Below are 19300 nucleotides of genomic sequence, written 5' to 3'. Positions count from 1 at the left end.
AGCGGGAACAGCTCGATCAGCGGGTGCAGCTGGATCAGCCGGAGCAGGAGGGTTCGCCTGGCACCGAGGCGTCTCCCGCCGGTGGGGCGTCCTCGGCCGGCGAGACGACCTCGGCCGGTGAAGCACCGGTTGGTGAGGCGCGGCCCGCCGACGCCGCTCGGCGTGCCCTGCGGGCGGCGCGACGGGGGGATGGCGGAGAGGCGGCGGCCGGCGCGGGGGAGGGGCACCCCACGAAGGCGGACGCGCGCCCGGCGGAGCCCAGAAGGGCAGGGGGAGCCACCGAGGGGACCGGATCGCCGGGGCCCCGGCCCGGTGACAAGGCACGCGAGGCGCTGAGGCGTGCGGCTGCGGCCGGTCGAACGGGTGGGGCTGCTGCTCCGCGGGCGGAGGAGGCGCAGGGCAGGCAGGGTGCGCCGGACGTACAGGGGACGCAGGGCAGGCAGGGTGCGCCAGGCGCGCAGGGGATGCAGGGTGCGCCAGGCAGGCAGGATGCGGCAGGCGTACAGGAGACGCAGGGCAGGCAGGATGTGCCAGGCGCGCAGCGGGAGCCGGACACTCAGTGGCCCTGGCCCTCGAATGTGCAAGGGGTGCCGGACGGGCATGGAGCGCCGGACGGGCATGGAGCGCCGGACGGGCACGGAGCACCGAACGTGCGAGGGACGTCGGACGTGCATGGGGCGCCGGACGTCGGTGGCGGTGAAGGTTCCGAGTCGGACGTCGAGCAGTCGGCGCCCGGGCGACCCGACGCAGCTTCCGGAACCCCGCGCCCCGGTGACGTGGCCCGTGAGGCGTTGCGTGCCGCGCGGATTCAGGCGGAGCGGGAGCGAACTGCCGCCCGGGACAAGGGAGTCGAGGGCCGAAGGCGGCGGGTAGGTGCCGAGCCCAGCACTCCCATGCCCCGTCCGACGATGGCGAACCGCCGGGCCGCGGCACAGGTCAGGGAACTGGCCGACCGGTTGGGCGACGCCTTCGACCTGACGGCCCGGCTGGAGAGGGAGTCCGAAGACCGACCGACGCGACCCGGAGCCGAGCCGGGCAGCACGTCTCCAGCGGCGGTTCCCGCCCCAGAGGACCAGCCCGCGGGTTGGCCCGCCGGTCGGCCGACCCCGGCCGCCACAGGGCAGCCCAGCGAGACGGACACCGATACCGAGGCACCCGTCACCGCCCAGGCCGCTGCTGACGACCAGCCGCCGTCCACTGAGCCGGAGCCGGAGCCGGGGCCGGAGCCGGGGCCGGAGCCGGGGCTTGGGCTTGGGCTGGAGCCGAGGCCGCAGCCCAAGCGCGGGCCGGCGCCAGCACCCGCGCCCGCGCCCGCACGCGCACTCTCCTCCGACGCGGCAGCAGCCCCCGGCGGCGGTTCGATCGCCGACGCCGTGCGAGCGGCCATGGCCAAGGCAGCCCGCGGCCCTCAAGCCGGGCCCGCCCCCAGCACCACCCAGGCACCCCGCTCCGGCGTCACCCCCACCTCGACCTCCGCCCCGCACTCCGATGCCACCCCCGACGACCCCGCAGCCCCCACCCCCACGCCCGCCCAACTCCCCCTCGCAGCGCCCGCGCGCTCCATGGCCGCGCCGGGCCGTGACGGCGAGTTGCGGCGGACCTTTCCCGCGCTGCCCGCGCGGCCGCAGGACGCGGACGGGTTCGCCGAGACGTGGTGGGGCAACGCGTGGGTGGCCGCGTTGGAGGAGATGGCGTTGGACGCGGCGAGGCTCGGGCGGGGGAAGGCGTACGCGCGGGCGGGGCACGTGGACGCCATCACCGTCACACCCGGGCTCGTGCTCGCCTACGTGCACGGCAGCCGACCACGCCCGTACCGCGTGCAGATCCGGATGCGTACGCTCTCGGACGACGACTGGGAGCGGTTCCTGGACGCCGCCGCCGAGCGGCCGGGCCACATCGCGGCGTTGCTCGACAAGGACCTGCCCCAGTCGCTCGCCGACAGCGGAGTGGGCCTGCTCCCCGGCCCAGGTGACCTCGTACCGCAGTGCAGTTGCCCCGACTCGGGCCACCCTTGCAAACACGCGGCCGCGCTCTGCTACCAGACGGCACGGCTGCTGGACGAAGACCCCTTCGTCCTCCTCCTGTCGCGAGGCCGGGGCGAACGCGAGCTGCTGGACGCGCTGTCCCGCCGCAGCGCCACCCTGGCGGCGCGCTCGGCCCGCGCCGATCGGGAACCGGCACTTCCCGGCGTGCGGGCCACCGACGCCCTCGCGCCCCGCACACTGCCGCCGCTACCGGCCCCGCTGCCGCCGCCCGCGCACCCCGAGCAGCCCCCGGTCTACCCGGCGTCGCCGGGTGGCCCGGACCCGTTCGCACTGGACCAGTTGGCGACCGATGCGGCGACCCGCGCGCACGCGATGCTCACGACGGGCCGGGACCCCGTGGCGGAGCTGACTCTCTGGCAGGACGCCGTCCGCCTCGCGGCCACCCGCCCCGGATCCGGCCTCACCGCCACCACCCGCGCCCTGTACGCGTCCCTGGCCACCGCCGCCGGCCGGACCCCGGCGGACCTGGCGCGGGCGGTCGCCGCCTGGCGTCAGGGCGGACTGGAGGGGCTCGCCGTCCTCGAAGAGCCCTGGGACCCGCCGGCGGGCCGTTTCGACCGGGCCCGCCCACTGCTCCTGGCTGCGGACTTCCCCGCCTTCCGCCCCTGGCACAACCACCTCACCCACCCCCGCGGCCACATACAGCTCCGGCTGGGCCACGACGGCCTCTGGTACGCCTACGAGTCGGAACCGGGCCACGACGACTGGTGGCCCAGGGGCACCCCCGACCTCGACCCTGTCGGCGCCCTCACGGGCCTGGGCTCACCGACCGACCTGTGAGCGCGCCCCCCGTGCGCCCGCCTCCAACTTTTTTTCCGAAGCGCCGGAGGGCGGAAACGCTCCGCTGACCTGCCCTCCGGCCCGCCGTGCGACATGTGGTGGCTCCGTGCAGGCCGCGTGGACAAATCGGGCTCGTTTCCGTGACCACAGGTGTGGAAGTTAGCGTGGAGCGGTGAGTGAAATGAAGTCCCCAGCCCTCCAGTACCGCTTCGACGGCCCGGAAGACGCCCCCGTGCTCATCCTCGGTCCCTCGCTCGGTACGACCTGGCACATGTGGGATCGGCAGGTCCCGGAGCTGGCCAAGCAATGGCGGGTCTTCCGCTTCGACCTGCCGGGCCACGGCGGTGCGCCCGCCTACCCGGCCGGTTCCGTCACCGAACTCGCCGAGCGGCTGCTCGTCACGCTCGACGGGCTCGGCGTCCAGCGGTTCGGGTACGCGGGCTGTGCGCTCGGCGGTGCCATCGGAGCCGAACTCGCGCTGCGCCACCCGGAGCGCCTCGCCTCGCTCACGCTGATCGCGGCCTCACCGCGCTTCGGCACGGCCGACGAGTTCCGGCAGCGCGGCGTGATCGTACGGACGAACGGCCTGGACCCGATCGCGCGGACGTCCCCGGAGCGCTGGTTCACCCAGGGCTTCGCCGCGGCACAGCCCGCGATCACCGAGTGGGCCGTGCAGATGGTGCGCACCACGGACCCGGGCTGCTACATCGCCGCGTGCGAGGCGCTCGCCTCGTTCGACATCCATGCCGAGCTGGGCCGGATCGGGGTGCCGACGCTCGTCCTGGTCGGCTCCGACGACCAGGTCACCGGCCCCGCCGAGGCCCGCACCCTGGTCGCCGGAATACCGGACGCCCGCCTCGCCGTCGTACCCGGCGCCTCGCACCTGGTCCCCGTGGAACAGCCCGCCGCGGTCACGGACCTTCTCGTACGGCACTTCTCCACGGCCTGGCAGCAGCCCGCCTACGACTCGTCCACCGGACAGATGGCGGTCGTGGTGCCGCAGGCGAGCCCGGTCGTGGCCGCGCCGCAGCAGATGTCGCCCGTCGCCGAGATCGCCCCCGCCGCACAGCCCGAGGCGGTCCTGGGCAGACCCGACCCGTACGACGCGGGCATCAAGGTCCGCCGGGAGGTGCTCGGGGACGCGCACGTGGACCGCGCGATGGCCCAGGCCGACGAGTTCTCCGGGGACTTCCAGGAGTTCATCACCCGCTATGCCTGGGGCGAGATCTGGGACCGGCCCGGCCTCGACCGGCGCTCGCGCAGCTGCGTCACGCTCACCGCCCTGGTCGCGGGCGGCCACCTCGACGAACTCGCCTTCCACACCCGGGCCGCCCTCCGCAACGGTCTCACCCCGGTCGAGATCAAGGAAGTGCTCCTCCAGGCGGCCGTCTACTGCGGTGTACCAGCCGCGAACAGCGCCTTCAAGGTGGCCCAGCAGGTCATCCGCGAGGAGACCACACCCCAGGAGTGACCTCCGGCCGGGTGGCGCCACCACGGGGCCGCGCCACCCGCGCGGCGCTGTGGGAGGCAGGATGGGAACCATGAAGCTGACCAAGAAGTCGCACGCCTGCGTCCGCCTGGAGAAGGACGGCCGCACGCTCGTCATCGATCCCGGCGTCTTCAGCGAGGAGGACGCCGCGGTCGGCGTGGACGCGATCCTCATCACGCACGAGCACCCGGACCACTTCAGCGAAGGCCACCTGCGCGCCGATCTGGAGGCCAACCCCAACGCGGAGATCTGGACCCTGAAGTCCGTCGCCGACCAGCTCTCGGCCGCGTTCCCGGGGCGCGTCCACACCGTCGGCCACGGCGACACCTTCACCGCCGCGGGCTTCGACGTACAGGTCCACGGCGAACTGCACGCCGTGATCCACCCGGACATCCCGCGCATCACGAACGTCGGCTACCTCGTCGACGGTGGCCGCGTCTTCCACCCCGGCGACGCCCTCACCGTCCCCGACCACCCGGTCGAGACGCTGATGCTGCCCGTCATGGCACCCTGGAGCAAGATCTCCGAGGTCATCGACTACGTCCGCGAGGTCGAGCCGCAGCGCGCGTACGACATCCACGACGCCCTGCTCACCGACCTCGCGCTTCCCATCTACGACCGTCAGATCGGCGCCCTGGGCGGCTCCGAGCACCTGCGGCTGGCACCGGGGGAGACCGCCGACCTCTGAGTGTCAGAGGCGCCCGGTAGGTTGTGTGGCATGCGTATCGCCACCTGGAACGTGAACTCGATCACCGCCCGCCTCCCGAGGCTGCTGGCCTGGCTGGAGAGCAGCGGCACGGACGTGCTGTGCCTCCAGGAGGCCAAGGTCGCCGCCGAGAAGTTCCCGGTCACCGAGCTGCGCGAGCTGGGCTACGAGGCGGCGGTCCACGCGACCGGCCGGTGGAACGGCGTGGCGGTGATCTCCCGCGTAGGCCTCGAAGACGTCGTCAAGGGCCTGCCGGGCGACCCCGGCTACGACGGCGCCGAGGAGCCCCGAGCGGTCTCCGCGACCTGCGGCCCGGTCCGCGTCTGGTCGGTCTACGTGCCGAACGGCCGCGAGGTGGACCACGCCCACTACGCGTACAAGCTCCAGTGGTTCGAGGCCCTGAAGGCAGCGGTCGCGGGCGACGCGTCCGGCAGCCGCCCGTTCGCGGTGCTGGGCGACTACAACGTGGCCCCGACGGACGACGACGTCTACGACGTGGCCGCCTTCGAGGGCCTCACCCACGTCACCCCGGCCGAGCGCGCCGCCCTGGCCTCCCTGCGCGAGGCCGGCCTCTCGGACGTCGTCCCGCGCCCCCTCAAGTACGACCACCCGTACACGTACTGGGACTACCGCCAGCTTGCCTTCCCCAAGAACCGCGGCATGCGCATCGACCTCGTCTACGGCAACGAGCCCTTCGCCAAGGCCGTGACCGACTCCTACGTGGACCGAGAGGAACGCAAGGGCAAGGGCGCCTCGGACCACGCCCCGGTGGTGGTCGACCTGGACGTATAGAGCGCCTGGCCATCAGCGCCCCGAAAGGGGCGCGGGGAACTGCGCGACAAGCCACAGACGCCCCGCACCCGAGGTACGACCTCGACCTCCCCAGGAAGAGCCCGCCCCTACAACAGCCTCAGGTCCACAGACTCGGCCAGCGCAGCCAACCCCACATCCCCCGGATGCAGATGATCCCCGCTGTCATAAGTGGGAAGCATCCGCGCGGGATGCGAAGGATCCCGCAACACCGCATCGAAGTCGAGCACGCCGTCGAACCCGTCCCCCGACCGAATCCACTGGTTCACGCCGACCCGTTCGGCATCAACCGCAGCCGTACACCGAGCCTCCCCCTCACAGGGCGCGATCGTCGCGACCACCACCCGCAGCCCCCGCGCACGGGCCCGCTCGGCGATCTCTCGCAGCCCCGCCACGACCTGCTCCGCACTCGCTCCCCAGCGGACGTCGTTGACCCCCTGGAAGACGACGACGGTACGCGCCGACGTCTGGGCGAGGACATCCCGCTCCAGGCGGTGCAGCGCGCTCACACCACCCGTGTCCGTGGAGACACCGTCACCGGTGTAGCGGTCGCTCACCACACGGTTCGCCGAGATCCCATGGTTGAGGACCCCATAGCGCGGGACCGCACTCTGGTTCAGCAGCCGCGCGGCGAGCACATTGGGCCAGCGCCGGTTCGCGTCCCGCGTCGACTTCTCGCCGTCCGTGATCGAGTCGCCGAGCAGCACGACGGATCCGGGCCCGCCGCCCACGTCGACACCGGTCAGCAGCGGCCAGTTGGTGATCGTCGAGGTGTACGCGTCCGGGGCACCGTCACCGGCATGGTCGCCCGGCGTGCTGACGTACGACGTCTGGACGGCCAGGCTGTGCACGGGCGCAGCCGTCACCGTCCCGGGCAGATGGAAGCTCACGAGCAGATTGGCGTCCGCGGGTACGTCGAAGCCCAGTGGATCGCTGAACGCCTGTGCTCCCGCCGGGATCTCGGTGCCCGCCGCACCCCGGAACGACAGCGGCACGGGCGCGCTGCGCGGACTCGCGCCGGACGCCTGCACGGCCACCGTCGCGCTGCCGATCCGTACGGGCGTGGCGGCGAAGGTGTTGTCGAGCCGGATCCGTACCCGCGGTCCGCCCGCCGAGGTGTGCACCACGAGCCGCAGCGTCCGGTCCGTCCACGGCCCGACGGCCGTGTAGCCGGAGGCCGACGCGGCCCAACTACCGGTCCAGCCACGGGAGTCGGCGCGCACCGAGAGCCCGAACACATGGAGGTCGGTGTTGCGCGGCAGCTCCACCGAGGCCACCTCGCGCCCCTGGACGAGCGGCACGGTCACGACGTACAGCCGTGCCTTCTCGGCGAGTTGGCCGCCGGGCGTGTTGATGTGCGGCAGGGCCACGGCCTTGGTGGCGAGCGGGCCACCGCGCCAGTCGGACGCGGTCAACCGGTACGAGGAGCGCGACCCGTTCGTGTACCGCACCACCCCGGTGCCGCTCTCCTCGCCGCCGCCCGTGCCCGCCACGAGGAAGGCGAGCGCGTCGCCCCGGCCGCCGACCCGTACGGACTGGCCGTCGGCGCGTACGTTGTCGGGCTCGCCCGCGGCCCGGCGGGGCCAGGCCAGCTGGGCGCCCTGGACCGTCAGTGAGCGCCCGGGCGTCCAGCCCGCGGCGGTCAGGTCCTGCGCCGACAGGGAGCCGCCCGAGCCGTCGAAGTCCGCCTCGCCGGGCCGGGCGTCGTCGCTGACAGCCGTGTTGTCGAAGAGCCGCTCCAGCGACAGCGGCCGCTTCTCGGCGGGCGACGCGGACGCCTCGGACACCGCGGGCGCCCCGGCCGTCGCGGGAACCGTCACCGCCGCCGAGAGCAGAGCGAGAACGACGGCCGTACCCCAGACACGTCGGCGCACACCGACTCCTCCCACTTACGACTCACGGACCAACGGCTCACGAACCGCTCGGGCACGGTTCACGCACGAGGTGACAGGTGCACCGTGAAGCTAAGGAGGCGGCAGGGACTCGTCAATGATCCGGGCGCGAACTCGGCGCGAACTCCCTGGGAACAGGCGTTCCGCGTGCCCTGTGGTGCACCGGGCGATAGGGATGACAGGCTGGGTGTATGAACATCCCTTTCCTGGGCAACTGGCGCAAGAGGCGGGGCCCTGCCGGAGGAGTCGCGGTCTTCTCCGACAGTGAGAGCGACCGCGAGGGGGTGGCCGAACTGCTGTCCGAGTGCGAACTGCTGCGCTCCCAGGCTCATCAGGCGGGCGTCGAACTCGACGACTCCGCCGCCTCGTTGGAGGCGTTGGACCAGTTGGTGCCGCGCTGGCGTGACGACGAGGAGAGCCTGCCCTGGCTGGGCAACGACGCCGGCCTCTATCTCGGCACGGTCATCGTGCGCACGGTCCCGGGCGCCGTCTGGGACATCTGGCCCGGCGGCCAGCCGGTCGTACGACTGGCCTCCGGCCGTGAGTTCGACGTGGTCTCCGTCGGTCACGAGTGGGCGGCCAGCGGTGCTCCCGAACTCTCGCAGCTGTACGCCGAGGTCGCGGAGGCGTAGGGTTCTGGCCCTGGCTCCCGCCTTAAATACGGCTAATGCCCGAAAAGTGCGTGTCGGGTACTAACTCCACTCTTGTGTGGATAGCTTGCGGGAATCGCGACACAGCTGAGAGTGGGTAGGGCTGAGGATGGCCGTCGATCCGTTGATCGAGCTGCGTGACGTCAACAAGTACTTCGGGGAACTGCATGTCCTCCAGGACATCAACCTCACCGTCGGCAAGGGGGAGGTGGTCGTGGTCATCGGCCCTTCGGGGTCGGGGAAGTCGACTCTGTGCAGGGCCATCAACAGGCTGGAGACGATCCGTTCCGGGGAGATCAAGCTCGACGGCAAGCTGCTGCCGGAGGAGGGCAAGGACCTCGCCATGCTCCGCGCCGAGGTCGGGATGGTCTTCCAGGCGTTCAACCTCTTCGCGCACAAGACGGTCCTGCAGAACGTCTCGCTCGGTCAGGTCAAGGTCCGCGGCCGCAAGAAGGCCGATGCCGACAAGCGCTCGCTCGAACTCCTGGACCGCGTGGGCCTCGTCTCGCAGGCTCCGAAGTACCCCGCCCAGCTCTCCGGCGGCCAGCAGCAGCGCGTGGCCATCGCCCGCGCCCTCGCCATGGACCCCAAGGCGCTCCTCTTCGACGAGCCGACCTCGGCACTCGACCCGGAGATGATCAACGAGGTCCTTGAGGTCATGCAGCAGCTCGCGCGCGAGGGCATGACCATGGTGGTCGTCACCCACGAGATGGGCTTCGCCCGCTCGGCCGCGAACCGCGTCGTCTTCATGTCCGACGGCCGCATCGTCGAGGACCGCACCCCCGAGGAGTTCTTCACCAACCCGCGCAGCGACCGCGCCAAGGACTTCCTCTCGAAGATCCTCAAGCACTGAGCGGGGGAGCGAGATCATGATCACACTCCCGCCGCCACTCCCGTTCCCGTCCCAACTCCACGCCCACGGAACGGAGTTGATTCCGGTGCCCGGCTCCGCCGCCGAGTCCCTCCGGGCCGACGGGCCGACCGCGCCGAACCTCGACTACGATATGCCGTTCACTGCCGTGGTGATGGGGACAGAGGCCGTGGACACCACCCCGGCCGAACCAGGGACGCTGCTGCCGGGCACGCGGTAGCGAGGGGCAATGGCCCGCCCGGCAGCAGCCGGAGATCACTGCTCGCGCAGCGGTACCGACACGTACGACGGGTCGGCCGCGGGCGAGGAGAAGGTCAGCTGCGCGCCGGTCGGGTTGTGCTCGATGTAGAGCGGGTCCACCGTGTCGACCACCAGGGCGAGTCGATGCCCTGCCGGGACGTCGTAGGCCGTGGAGAACAACTCCAGGTCGACGCCGAACGGCTTGCCGGGCGTCTGCCCGTGGAAGGTGTACGGCGCGTTGCTGACCAGCTTGCCGAGGCCGAGCGGGCCCACGTCGTAGAGGTACGCGACGAGGGTGCCGCTCTCCTTGGTACTCGTGAGGGTTGTGTGCAATTTCGTGGTGCCGCGCACCCGTTGGGCGCTCGCGGACCTCTCCGACTGCCAGACCGCCGCGTACCGGCGTGGCAGCAGCGGGATCGACGCCACCGGCGGCAGCTGTGCAAGCTGGTCGAGGATGCTGGAGAGGAAGATGATCCCGCCGTCCGCCCCCGAGTTGACGTTCGCGCGGATGGTGGTGGAGCCGGCGAGGGCGATCTTCTTGCGCGTCGCACCGACCGACTTCCAGTCCGGGTAGCCCTCGTAGCCGCCGGTGGAACGGGACTTGAGCTGGACCGGCTGCTCGCGGTCGATGCCGTTGTCCACGCCCTTGAGGTAGTGGTCGAACCAGCGGCTCGTGTCCGTCCACACGTCGTTCGGGAGCCCGAAGAGGCCGGTCACCTCGGCGGTGGCGTGGTCGCCCGGCCGGTACTCCAGCCGCTTCGGGCCGGTCAACTGCTCGTAGAACTCGGCGTATTGGTTGGGCGGGAAGATCGTGTCGCCCCAGCCGTTGGCGAGCAGGATCGCCGCGCCGTTCTTGTTGAGCCGGTCGACGTACGTCGAGGGTGAACGTTTCTTCCCCCAGGCGATCAGCTCCTGCTCCTTGGAGAGGTCGGACGCGAAGAAGTCCTTGAAGATCTGCTGGAGTTCGGCGCTGGGGCGGCCGGTGATCTGCCCGGCGCCGTTCAGCAGGGCGGCCGCCTGGGCGTGCTGGGTGCGGCCCGAGTAGATCGAGTCGATGAGGTCGGCCCAGCCGCTGAGGGACGCGACGGCCTTGACGCGCTTGTCGTGCGCGGCGGCGAGCAGGCTGATGCCGGCGCCGTACGAGACGCCCGCCATGCCGATGTTCCGGGCGTCGGACGGGGTGTTGGCGAGGGCCCAGTCGATGACCTTGGAGGCGTCGGCTATGTCGGGTGGACCCGCTACTTCTATCTCTCCGCCCGACTGCCAGAACCCGCGGACGTTGTAACTGACCACGACATAGCCGGAGTCGGCGAGTTTCTGGGCCTGGGCGAGATACTCGACCTGGGGCAGGCCCCAGCTCGTGGGCAGCACGATGAGCGGGTAGGCGCGGGTGGTATCGGCGTTCGCGGGCATGACGACGTTGGCCTTGAGGACGGTGCCGCCGTCCCCGGTGATGTCGACGAACCGGACAGCGGCGGGCGCCGCCTGTGCGGCCGGGGCGATCCCGAGAGCCGTGCCGGCGATCAAGGTCGCCGAGACGACACCTACGGCGGTGGTACGCAGAGCCTTGCGCGGGTGTCCCACAGGTCACTCCTCACACGTGTAAGTGCCAAAGTGACCCGACGGTAACCTCGCCGCCTTACCGTAGGTAACCCGTCGGTAAGTTACGCGCGAGTAACGATTGTTGAAATGTGTTGGAACCTAGGAGGCGCGGTGGGTGCTCCGTGCGGGAACCGCAGGCAGTGGGGTCTGTGAGGCGCGAGTGACGTCCGCGACCAGTTCGACGACATCCGGCCCGTACGCCTGGGAGTTCACGACCTTCAGGAGGATCACGAACGAGTTGTTGCCGTGTTTGCGGGCCAGTCGTTCGTGGTTGCGGGCGACATAACGGGTCGCGGCCTGGTTGGTGATCGCGCGCTGGCCGCAGAAGAGGAAGACGGGCCGTGCCGTGTTGCCCGCCGTGAGCCGGGCGAGGATCACGTACTCGCCCTTGCCGGGCTCCAGCCGGTAGCGCTCGCTGCCTATCTGGAACGCGCCGCGGTCCGGGCCCGGTTCGGGGTCGACGTTGACGCGGATGCCCGGCAGCAGCGAGTGCAGATGCGCGGCCATGCGCCGGTTCGAGGACGGCCCGCCCACGCAGAACTCCGTGCGCTCCCCGAAGCCCTGCTGCGCCGCGTCGTGCGCGATCACCTGGGCGTGGGCCCCGCAGTCCTTGATCAGGGCGGAGAGTTCGAGCAGCGCGAAGACGTCATGGCGCATCACCGACAGTTCCGGGCCGCCGGCCTCGCGGTTGACCACCAGGAGCGACTCGGAGTTGTCGGGCAGGCCGAAGAAGGCCTGCTTGCGGCGCAGCTTGCGCTTCCACAGGTACGTACGGGCGAGCCAGCCCAGCGCGGCGCTGAGGCCGGCCGCGACCACGCCGAGGACGATGTTGCGCACGTCGTCATTCATGGGCGCGCATGCTAGCGGGCACCTGTACCGGTGTTCGAGAGGGACCTGACGCGGCCATGCCGAGGAAGTTACGCTGCGCAGACGGTCGTTTACTGGAGGTACGGATGGGGTGCTCGGTCGCGCGGAGTCTGGCTGTGGTGGCGGTTTCGGCCGCGGTGATGTCTGTGGGGGCCGCACCGCCCTCTTCAGGGTCTTCCGGGGGCTCGGGTCCGGCCGAGAAGGTGCCGGTCGCCGTCGGGTACGGCGGGGCCGTCTCGAGCGTGGACGCGGACGCCTCGGCCGCCGGAATCGAGATCCTCCGCAAGGGCGGCAACGCGGTGGACGCGGCCGTCGCCACGGCGGCAGCGCTCGGCGTCACCGAGCCGTACTCGTCCGGTATCGGCGGGGGCGGATATTTCGTCTACTACGACGCCAAGTCCCGTACGGTGCGGACGATCGACGGCCGTGAGACGGCGCCCCTGACGGCCGACTCGGGGCTTTTTCTGGAGAACGGCCGGCCGATCCCGTTCGCCGATGCCGTGACCAGTGGTCTGGGTGTGGGCACGCCCGGGACACCCGCCACCTGGCAGAAGGCGCTGGACAGCTGGGGCAGCAAGCGGCTCGGATCGCTGCTGAAGCCCGCGGAGCGGCTCGCGCGCGACGGGTTCACCGTCGACGCCACGTTCCGCTCGCAGACCCAGTCAAACGAGGCGCGGTTCCGCAACTTCCCCGACACGGCCGAGCTGTTCCTGCCGGGCGGTGCGCTGCCGGTGGTCGGCTCGACGTTCAAGAACCCCGATCTGGCCCGTACGTACGAGGAGTTGGGCCGCAAGGGCGTCGGCGCGCTCTATCGCGGGCAGCTGGCCAAGGACATCGTCGCCACCGTGAACAAGCCGCCGGTGGACCCGGGTTCGGGATACAACGCGCGCCCCGGCGAGCTGTCCCTGAAGGACCTGGCGAAGTACGAGGCGAAGGGGCAGGCGCCCACGAGGACCTCGTACCGCGGACTGAACGTGTACTCGATCGCGCCCTCGTCCTCCGGTGGCACCACGGTCGGTGAAGCCCTCAACATCCTTGAGAACACCGACCTTTCGAAGGCCACGGACGTCCAGTACCTGCACCGCTTCATCGAGGCGAGCCGGATCGCCTTCGCGGACCGGGGGCGCTGGGTGGGCGACCCGGCCTTCGAGGACGTACCGACGAAGGAACTCCTCTCGCAGAAGTACGCCGACTCGCGCGAGTGCCTCATCAAGGACGACGCGGTGCTGACGAGTCCGCTGGCGCCCGGCGATCCGCGTGATCCGGCGGCCTGCGCGGCCGGTGGCACGGCCGCGCCGACGACGTACGAGGGCGAGAACACGACCCATCTGACGGCGGCCGACAAGTGGGGCAACGTCGTCGCGTACACCCTCACCATCGAGCAGACCGGCGGCAGCGGGATCACCGTGCCCGACCGCGGCTTCATCCTCAACAACGAGCTGACGGACTTCTCCTTCGCACCCGCGAGCCCGGACGTGCACGACCCGAACCTGCCCGGTCCTGGCAAGCGCCCGCGCTCGTCGATCTCGCCGACGATCGTCCTCGACGCTCACGCCAAGCCGGTGGTGGCGCTGGGCTCGCCCGGCGGCGCGACCATCGTCACGACGGTCCTGCAGACGCTGACCGGGCTCGTCGACCGGGGCCTCCCGCTCGTCGACGCGATCGCCGCCCCGCGTGCCAGCCAGCGCAACCAGACGACCACCGAGCTCGAACCGGGCTTGTGGAACAGCGGGTTGAGGACCCAGTTGGAGTCGCTGGGGCACGGCTTCCGGCAGAACCCGGAGATCGGCGCGGCGACCGGCGTCCAACGCCTCCCGAACGGCAAGTGGCTGGCGGCGGCCGAGACCGTACGCCGGGGCGGCGGGTCGGCGATGGTGGTGCGACCGGCGCCGTAGGCAGCGGGCCGTCGCATCCGTGAGAGCTCGGCGAGAGGGCGGCAGGAGGTCGGCAGCGGGGCCGGCGGGTCAGTCGGTCAGCGGGCCGTCAGGATGCGCGGCCCCGCGTCCGTGATGGCCACCGTGTGCTCCGCGTGGGCCGCCCGGGTGCCGTCGTTCGTGCGGAGGGTCCAGCCGTCGGCGGCGGCGTGGTACTCGTCGGTGCCGCCGGCGATGAGCATCGGCTCGATGGCGAGGGCCATGCCGTGCCGCAGCGGCAGGCCGCGGCCGGGCCGCCCCTCGTTCGGGACGGGCGGGTCCTCGTGCATCCGGCGGCCTATGCCGTGGCCGCCGAAGCCGTCCGGAATGCCGTACCCCGCCGAGCGGCACACCGTGCCGATCGCGTGCGCGATGTCGCCGATGCGGTTGCCGACGACGGCCGCCTCTATGCCTGCCGCGAGGGCCCGCTCGGCGGTCTCGACGAGGTGCAGGTCGGCGGGGCGCGGTGTGCCGACGACGAAGCTGATCGCCGAGTCGCCCACCCAGCCGCCGAGCTCGGCGCCGAAGTCGATCGAGACCAGGTCGCCGTCGCGCAGCCGGTAGCCGGTCGGGATGCCGTGCACGATCGCGTCGTTCACGGAGGCGCAGATGACGGCCGGGAAGGGCACGGGCGCGAACGAGGGCCGATAGCCGAGGAAGGGGGAGCCCGCGCCAGCGTCCCGCAGGACCTGGTGCGCGATCTCGTCCAGCTCCAGGAGCGAGACGCCCACGCCGGCGGCCTCCCGCACCGCCGTGAGGGCGCGGGCCACGACCTGGCCCGCTTCGTACATCGCGTCGATGGACGTGTCCGTCTTCAGTTCCACCATGCCAATTACTATACCGGTCGAGGTCTGCGCGATGGCCCCCGCCCGCCTATTCGAATAACGGTCGCCGGTACTAGGGTGGGCGCATGGTGCGAACCCCGCTGACCCCCGAAGAGCACGAACGCGGCGAGCGGCTCGGCAAGCTGCTGCGCGAGGCCCGCGGCGGCCGCAGCATGGTGGAGATCGCCGCGAGCGCGGGCATCTCCGCCGAGACCCTCCGCAAGATCGAGACCGGCCGTGCGCCGACCCCGGCCTTCTTCACGGTGGCGGCGCTGGCGCGGGTGCTCGGCCTCTCGATGGACGAGATCGCGGGCAGTTGTGCACTCGCCCCGGCCTGATGTGCGGGTGACACCCCGTCATGTCCGGGGCTCCTCACGTCACGTTCCGGGTCAGTAACCGCACTCTGCGTCCGGGTCGAAAACTCGTTGTAGCCATTCCGTAACACGAACGGTGTTTTCTAACGAACCGGAGTACTCCAGTCTGGCGTGGGGTGAAGGCAATGGCGGTGGAACAACTCCCGGGCCAGGTGCGGGAGTTCGCGCAATATCTCAATGGCCTGCTGTCCCGGCTCGACCAGGGCGCCGGCTGGTGCGGCGTGTTCTGGCAGCGCGACCCCGAGGGGATGCGGGCCTGTCTCGACGGCTCCGAGGTGCCGCCCTGGGACGTCGTGCAGGCGCTCCTCCAGGATGTCGCCGCGGAGTTCGGCGACCGGGCCGCCGCCCAGGAGTCCGACCGGGCGCGGGCGCTGCACGGCGCGTCGCTCGCCGCGTACGACGCACGGCCCGGTGGCCGCGACGCCCTCGGCGACCGCCTCGACGTCATGCTCCGCGAACAGCGCTACGCCGCCGAACGGCTCTCGGAAGTCGGCCGCTCACTCCGTACGGCCACCGACCGCGAAGAGGCCGAGTCCCTCCGCATCGACCTGGCCTGGGCCCGCGACGACCACGACCGCGCGACGGCCCGCTGCGCCGAACTCCGCTCCCGCATGGACGAGTTGGACCGACGTGCGGTCGCCGGCCGGGCGCAGGGGGCACTGACCATCCCGCCCGGCGAAATCGGCACCGACGTCTTCTGGGACGAGGAGCCCGGGAATGACCGCAGCGATGTCGGGACCGGCGGGCCCGCCACGGGACGCGGAGGCCCGCAGCGCCCCGCGCCGGACGAGGACGACTGGCCGGACCTCTGGCGCGACGCGTCCGCGGACCGGGCCGCCGGACAGGCCGCCAGACAGGCGGCCGAACAGAGCGCCTGGCAGGCCACGGCACCGGCACCGGCTCCCGAGGCCGACCCACACCCCGCCGCCGCCCAGGAGGAGGCCCCCGCGCCTCCCGAGCCCTCCAAGGCCCGCGCCCCCAAACAGCGCTCGAAGCGCCGTGCGCGCGGGAGCGCCCGGTTCGCCGGGATGATGGAAGAGGACGCCGCGGAGGCCGCCGTACCGGCCATGCCCGTGCCGCCCGCCGCGGACCGCACACTGCGCGGGGCGCGCTTCGCCGGAGCCGCAGAGGAGCCCGCGCGGCCGAAGCAGCGGCGTGAGCCCCTGGACGACGAGGCGCGCCGGACCACCGTCCAGACCGTCGAGCGACTCGTCCGGCTGCGCCGCGAGGGTCACAGCGGCGAGGCGCACGCCGTACTGGTCGAGGCCGCGTACTGGCCCGCCGCCCGATTCCCGCTCCTCGCCGCCGAGCTCCACCGCGCGGGCCTGGGCGCCGACTGGGCCACCCTCCTCTGGGAGGCCGCCTCCCTGCCCGCCGACCGCCTGGTCGCCGCCGCCGACGCGCTCGCGGTGGCGGGCCGCACCGCGGACGGCGACCAGATGCTCCGCCAGGGCGTAGTGCGCCCCGCCCCGGAAATAGGCGAGGCCGTACTGGGCCTGGTCGGGGAGGAACGCCACCGCGAGGTCCGAGCCCTCCTCGACGCGTACGTCCGCATCCGCACCCCCGAAGAGGCCGCCCGCAGCGTCGAGACGGACCCGCCCCGCCTCATCCCCCTCCTCCTCGAAGCGGCCCGCCACGTCTCCCAACAACGCCACTGGGACCTGATCCACGCCCTGAGGGTGGCGGGCTACACAGCCTGACGGCACGTGATCGCAGCTGGGGCCACCTACGAAGGGGCGCGGGGAACTGCGCGACCGGCCCACCACGACCCGCACCCGCCCACGATCCGCACCACCCACCCGGGAAGGCGCCCCGAACCGCCGGAGGCTAACCCACAGGGGTAGGAAACAAGATCGACTCAGCCGGTTAACGACGATGGTCTTGCCCAGCGCAGCGCCTCCGCTTACTTTCGGGGCTCTACGCCCATCATCTACGGGCGTAGAAGCTCTCTGACGTCCCGTCGAAGGAGCAGCTCATGGCCAACGTCGTACGCGCCGCTCTGGTCCAGGCCACCTGGACCGGCGACACCGCATCCATGGTCGCCAAGCACGAGGAGCACGCCCGCGAGGCGGCCCGTCAGGGTGCGAAGATCATCGGATTCCAGGAAGTCTTCAACGCCCCCTACTTCTGCCAGGTCCAGGAGCCGGAGCACTACCGCTGGGCGGAACCGGTGCCGGACGGCCCCACCGTCACCCGTATGCAGGAGCTCGCCCGCGAGACCGGCATGGTCGTCGTGGTCCCGGTCTTCGAGGTCGAACAGTCCGGCTTCTACTTCAACACGGCCGCGGTGATCGACGCCGACGGCACCTACCTCGGCAAGTACCGCAAGCACCACATCCCCCAGGTCAAGGGCTTCTGGGAGAAGTACTACTTCAAACCGGGCAACCTCGGCTGGCCGGTCTTCGACACCGCGGTCGGCAAGGTCGGCGTCTACATCTGCTACGACCGGCACTTCCCGGAGGGCTGGCGCCAGCTCGGCCTGAACGGCGCGCAGCTCGTCTACAACCCGTCGGCGACCTCCCGCGGTCTGTCCTCGTACCTCTGGCAGCTGGAGCAGCCCGCGGCGGCCGTCGCCAACGAGTACTACATCGCCGCGATCAACCGTGTCGGCGAGGAGGAGTACGGGGACAACGACTTCTACGGGACGTCGTACTTCGTCGACCCGCGCGGCCAGTTCGTCGGGGAGACCGCGAGCGACAAGAGCGAGGAACTTGTCGTCCGCGACCTCGACTTCGACCTGATCGAGGAGGTCCGCCAGCAGTGGGCCTTCTACCGTGACCGCCGCCCTGACGCCTACGAAGGGCTGGTGCAGCCGTGACGACAGACGCACCCCAGGGCCCGGCCCACGGTTCGGCCAAGCACCTGTACCAGCGCCACCGGTCCGTCCTCCCCGACTGGCTCGCCGTCTACTACGCCGACCCCATCGAGCTCACCCACGGCGAGGGCCGCCACGTCTGGGACGCCGAGGGCAACAAGTACCTCGACTTCTTCGGCGGCATCCTCACCACGATGACCGCGCACGCCCTGCCCGAGGTGACGAAGGCCGTCAGCGAGCAGGCCGGCCGGATCATCCACTCCTCCACGCTGTACCTCAACCGGCCGATGGTCGACCTGGCCGAGCGGATCGCCAAGCTGTCGGGCATCCCGGACGCGCGCGTGTTCTTCACGACCTCGGGCACGGAGGCCAACGACACGGCCCTGCTCCTGGCCACCGCGTACCGCCGCAGCAACCAGATCCTGGCGATGCGCAACAGCTACCACGGCCGTTCGTTCACCGCGGTCGGCATCACCGGCAACAAGGGCTGGTCACCGACCAGCCTCTCGCCCCTCCAGACGCTCTACGTGCACGGCGGCGTCCGCAGCCGCGGCCCGTACGCCGATCTCGACGACGCCGGCTTCATCGCGGCCTGCGTCGCCGACCTGGAGGACCTGCTCGGCCACGTCCGCCCGCCCGCGGCCCTGATCGCCGAACCCATCCAGGGCGTCGGCGGCTTCACCGCACCGCCGGACGGCCTGTACGCGGCGTTCCGCGAGGTCCTCCAGGAGCGCGGCATCCTCTGGATCGCCGACGAGGTGCAGACCGGCTGGGGCAGGACCGGCGACAACTTCTGGGGCTGGCAGGCGCACGGCCAGAACGGTCCGCCGGACATGCTGACCTTCGCCAAGGGCATCGGCAACGGCATGTCCATCGGCGGTGTCGTGGCCCGCGCCGAGGTCATGAACTGCCTGGACTCCAACTCCATCTCGACGTTCGGCGGCACCCAGATCACCATGGCCGCGGGCCTCGCCAACCTCACGTACCTCCTGGAGCACGACCTCCAGGGCAACGCCCGCCGCGTCGGCGGCCTGCTCATCGAGCGGCTGCGGGCCGTCGCGGCGCAACTGCCGGGCGTACGCGAGGTCCGGGGACGTGGTCTCATGATCGGCATCGAGCTGGTGAGGCCCGGCACCGACCAGGCCGACCCGGACGCGGCCGCCGCCGTGCTCGAAGCGGCCCGCGAGGGAGGGCTGTTGATCGGCAAGGGCGGCGGGCACAACACCAGCGTCCTGCGCATCGCCCCACCGCTGTCGCTCACCGTCGCGGAGGCCGAGGAGGGCGCCGCGATCCTGGAGCGCGCTCTGCGGAGCACTCAGGTCTGAGCAGCACTCGGTTCCCTGCGGCACTCGACTCTGACGAGTCGTCAGTTCCGGGGAGCGGCCGGTTCCGAGGAGCGTTCAGCAACGCAAGATTGAAGGT

The 19300-nt window shown here is 71.5% G+C and carries 16 protein-coding genes; 12 read left to right on the top strand and 4 right to left on the bottom strand.

The window, feature by feature from the left end; all coding sequences use genetic code 11:
* Positions 1-908 precede the first annotated feature (908 nt).
* The 4 genes from JEQ17_RS10855 to JEQ17_RS10840 all read left to right on the top strand — a co-directional run bounded on the left by JEQ17_RS10855 (position 909) and on the right by JEQ17_RS10840 (position 5812).
* Positions 909-2825, top strand: coding sequence for an SWIM zinc finger family protein (locus JEQ17_RS10855; RefSeq protein WP_234048148.1), 1917 nt, complete (start codon positions 909-911; stop codon positions 2823-2825).
* Positions 2826-3006: 181 nt separating this feature from the next.
* The gene (gene pcaDC / locus JEQ17_RS10850) at positions 3007-4296 is read left to right on the top strand and encodes a bifunctional 3-oxoadipate enol-lactonase/4-carboxymuconolactone decarboxylase PcaDC (RefSeq protein ID WP_200401430.1); all 1290 of its coding nucleotides are present in this window, start codon (positions 3007-3009) and stop codon (positions 4294-4296) included.
* 70 nt (positions 4297-4366) lie between these two features.
* Complete coding sequence (locus JEQ17_RS10845) at positions 4367-5002, top strand: MBL fold metallo-hydrolase (RefSeq protein WP_200395043.1); 636 nt, start codon at positions 4367-4369, stop codon at positions 5000-5002.
* Between the two features lie 30 nt (positions 5003-5032).
* Positions 5033-5812 (top strand): exodeoxyribonuclease III, encoded by a 780-nt coding sequence (locus tag JEQ17_RS10840; RefSeq protein WP_200395042.1) that lies wholly within the window; start codon positions 5033-5035, stop codon positions 5810-5812.
* A gap of 107 nt (positions 5813-5919) precedes the next feature.
* On the opposite strand, the gene JEQ17_RS10835 is transcribed toward JEQ17_RS10840, so the two are convergent.
* Entirely contained in the window at positions 5920-7704 is a 1785-nt protein-coding gene (locus JEQ17_RS10835; protein WP_200395041.1) for an SGNH/GDSL hydrolase family protein, read from the bottom strand.
* Between the two features lie 209 nt (positions 7705-7913).
* Between JEQ17_RS10835 and JEQ17_RS10830 the strand changes: the two genes are divergently transcribed.
* From JEQ17_RS10830 to JEQ17_RS10820, 3 genes are all read left to right on the top strand, one after another.
* Positions 7914-8354 carry a DUF6278 family protein gene (locus JEQ17_RS10830; RefSeq protein WP_200395040.1) on the top strand — a complete coding sequence of 147 codons (441 nt, stop codon included), beginning with the start codon at positions 7914-7916 and terminating at the stop codon, positions 8352-8354.
* A 127-nt stretch (positions 8355-8481) separates the two neighbouring features.
* On the top strand, positions 8482-9225 hold the full coding sequence (locus JEQ17_RS10825) for an amino acid ABC transporter ATP-binding protein (protein ID WP_200395039.1): 744 nt from the start codon (positions 8482-8484) through the stop codon (positions 9223-9225).
* A gap of 16 nt (positions 9226-9241) precedes the next feature.
* Entirely contained in the window at positions 9242-9463 is a 222-nt protein-coding gene (locus JEQ17_RS10820) for a hypothetical protein (RefSeq protein WP_200395038.1), read from the top strand.
* A gap of 35 nt (positions 9464-9498) precedes the next feature.
* Here JEQ17_RS10820 and JEQ17_RS10815 read toward each other — a convergent pair whose 3' ends face one another.
* Together JEQ17_RS10815 and JEQ17_RS10810 are read right to left on the bottom strand one after the other, a co-directional pair.
* Positions 9499-11067, bottom strand: a complete 1569-nt coding sequence (locus JEQ17_RS10815; protein WP_200395037.1) for a CocE/NonD family hydrolase — start codon at positions 11065-11067, stop codon at positions 9499-9501.
* Positions 11068-11184: 117 nt separating this feature from the next.
* Positions 11185-11934, bottom strand: a complete 750-nt coding sequence (locus tag JEQ17_RS10810) for a hypothetical protein (RefSeq protein ID WP_200395036.1) — start codon at positions 11932-11934, stop codon at positions 11185-11187.
* A 104-nt stretch (positions 11935-12038) separates the two neighbouring features.
* Here JEQ17_RS10810 and ggt point away from each other — a divergent pair, with 104 nt between their 5' ends.
* Positions 12039-13847 (top strand): gamma-glutamyltransferase, encoded by a 1809-nt coding sequence (gene ggt, locus JEQ17_RS10805; RefSeq protein ID WP_200395035.1) that lies wholly within the window; start codon positions 12039-12041, stop codon positions 13845-13847.
* Positions 13848-13924: 77 nt separating this feature from the next.
* On the opposite strand, the gene map is transcribed toward ggt, so the two are convergent.
* Positions 13925-14692 carry a type I methionyl aminopeptidase gene (gene map / locus JEQ17_RS10800; protein WP_200395034.1) on the bottom strand — a complete coding sequence of 256 codons (768 nt, stop codon included), beginning with the start codon at positions 14690-14692 and terminating at the stop codon, positions 13925-13927.
* Between the two features lie 83 nt (positions 14693-14775).
* Between map and JEQ17_RS10795 the strand changes: the two genes are divergently transcribed.
* The 4 genes from JEQ17_RS10795 (at position 14776) to JEQ17_RS10780 (ending at position 19203) form a co-directional block, all read left to right on the top strand.
* Positions 14776-15027, top strand: a complete 252-nt coding sequence (locus JEQ17_RS10795) for a helix-turn-helix domain-containing protein (protein WP_143641016.1) — start codon at positions 14776-14778, stop codon at positions 15025-15027.
* A 161-nt stretch (positions 15028-15188) separates the two neighbouring features.
* Positions 15189-16763 carry a hypothetical protein gene (locus JEQ17_RS10790; protein ID WP_200395033.1) on the top strand — a complete coding sequence of 525 codons (1575 nt, stop codon included), beginning with the start codon at positions 15189-15191 and terminating at the stop codon, positions 16761-16763.
* Between the two features lie 275 nt (positions 16764-17038).
* Complete coding sequence (locus JEQ17_RS10785) at positions 17039-17881, top strand: nitrilase-related carbon-nitrogen hydrolase (protein ID WP_200395032.1); 843 nt, start codon at positions 17039-17041, stop codon at positions 17879-17881.
* Positions 17878-19203, top strand: coding sequence for an aspartate aminotransferase family protein (locus tag JEQ17_RS10780; RefSeq protein WP_234048147.1), 1326 nt, complete (start codon positions 17878-17880; stop codon positions 19201-19203). Before JEQ17_RS10785 ends, JEQ17_RS10780 begins: the two co-directional genes overlap by 4 nt.
* Positions 19204-19300: the final 97 nt, after the last annotated feature.

It is taken from the genome of Streptomyces liliifuscus (genome assembly GCF_016598615.1).
GTDB lineage: Bacteria > Actinomycetota > Actinomycetes > Streptomycetales > Streptomycetaceae > Streptomyces > Streptomyces liliifuscus.
This window is presented reverse-complemented; position numbering and strand designations above follow the sequence as displayed.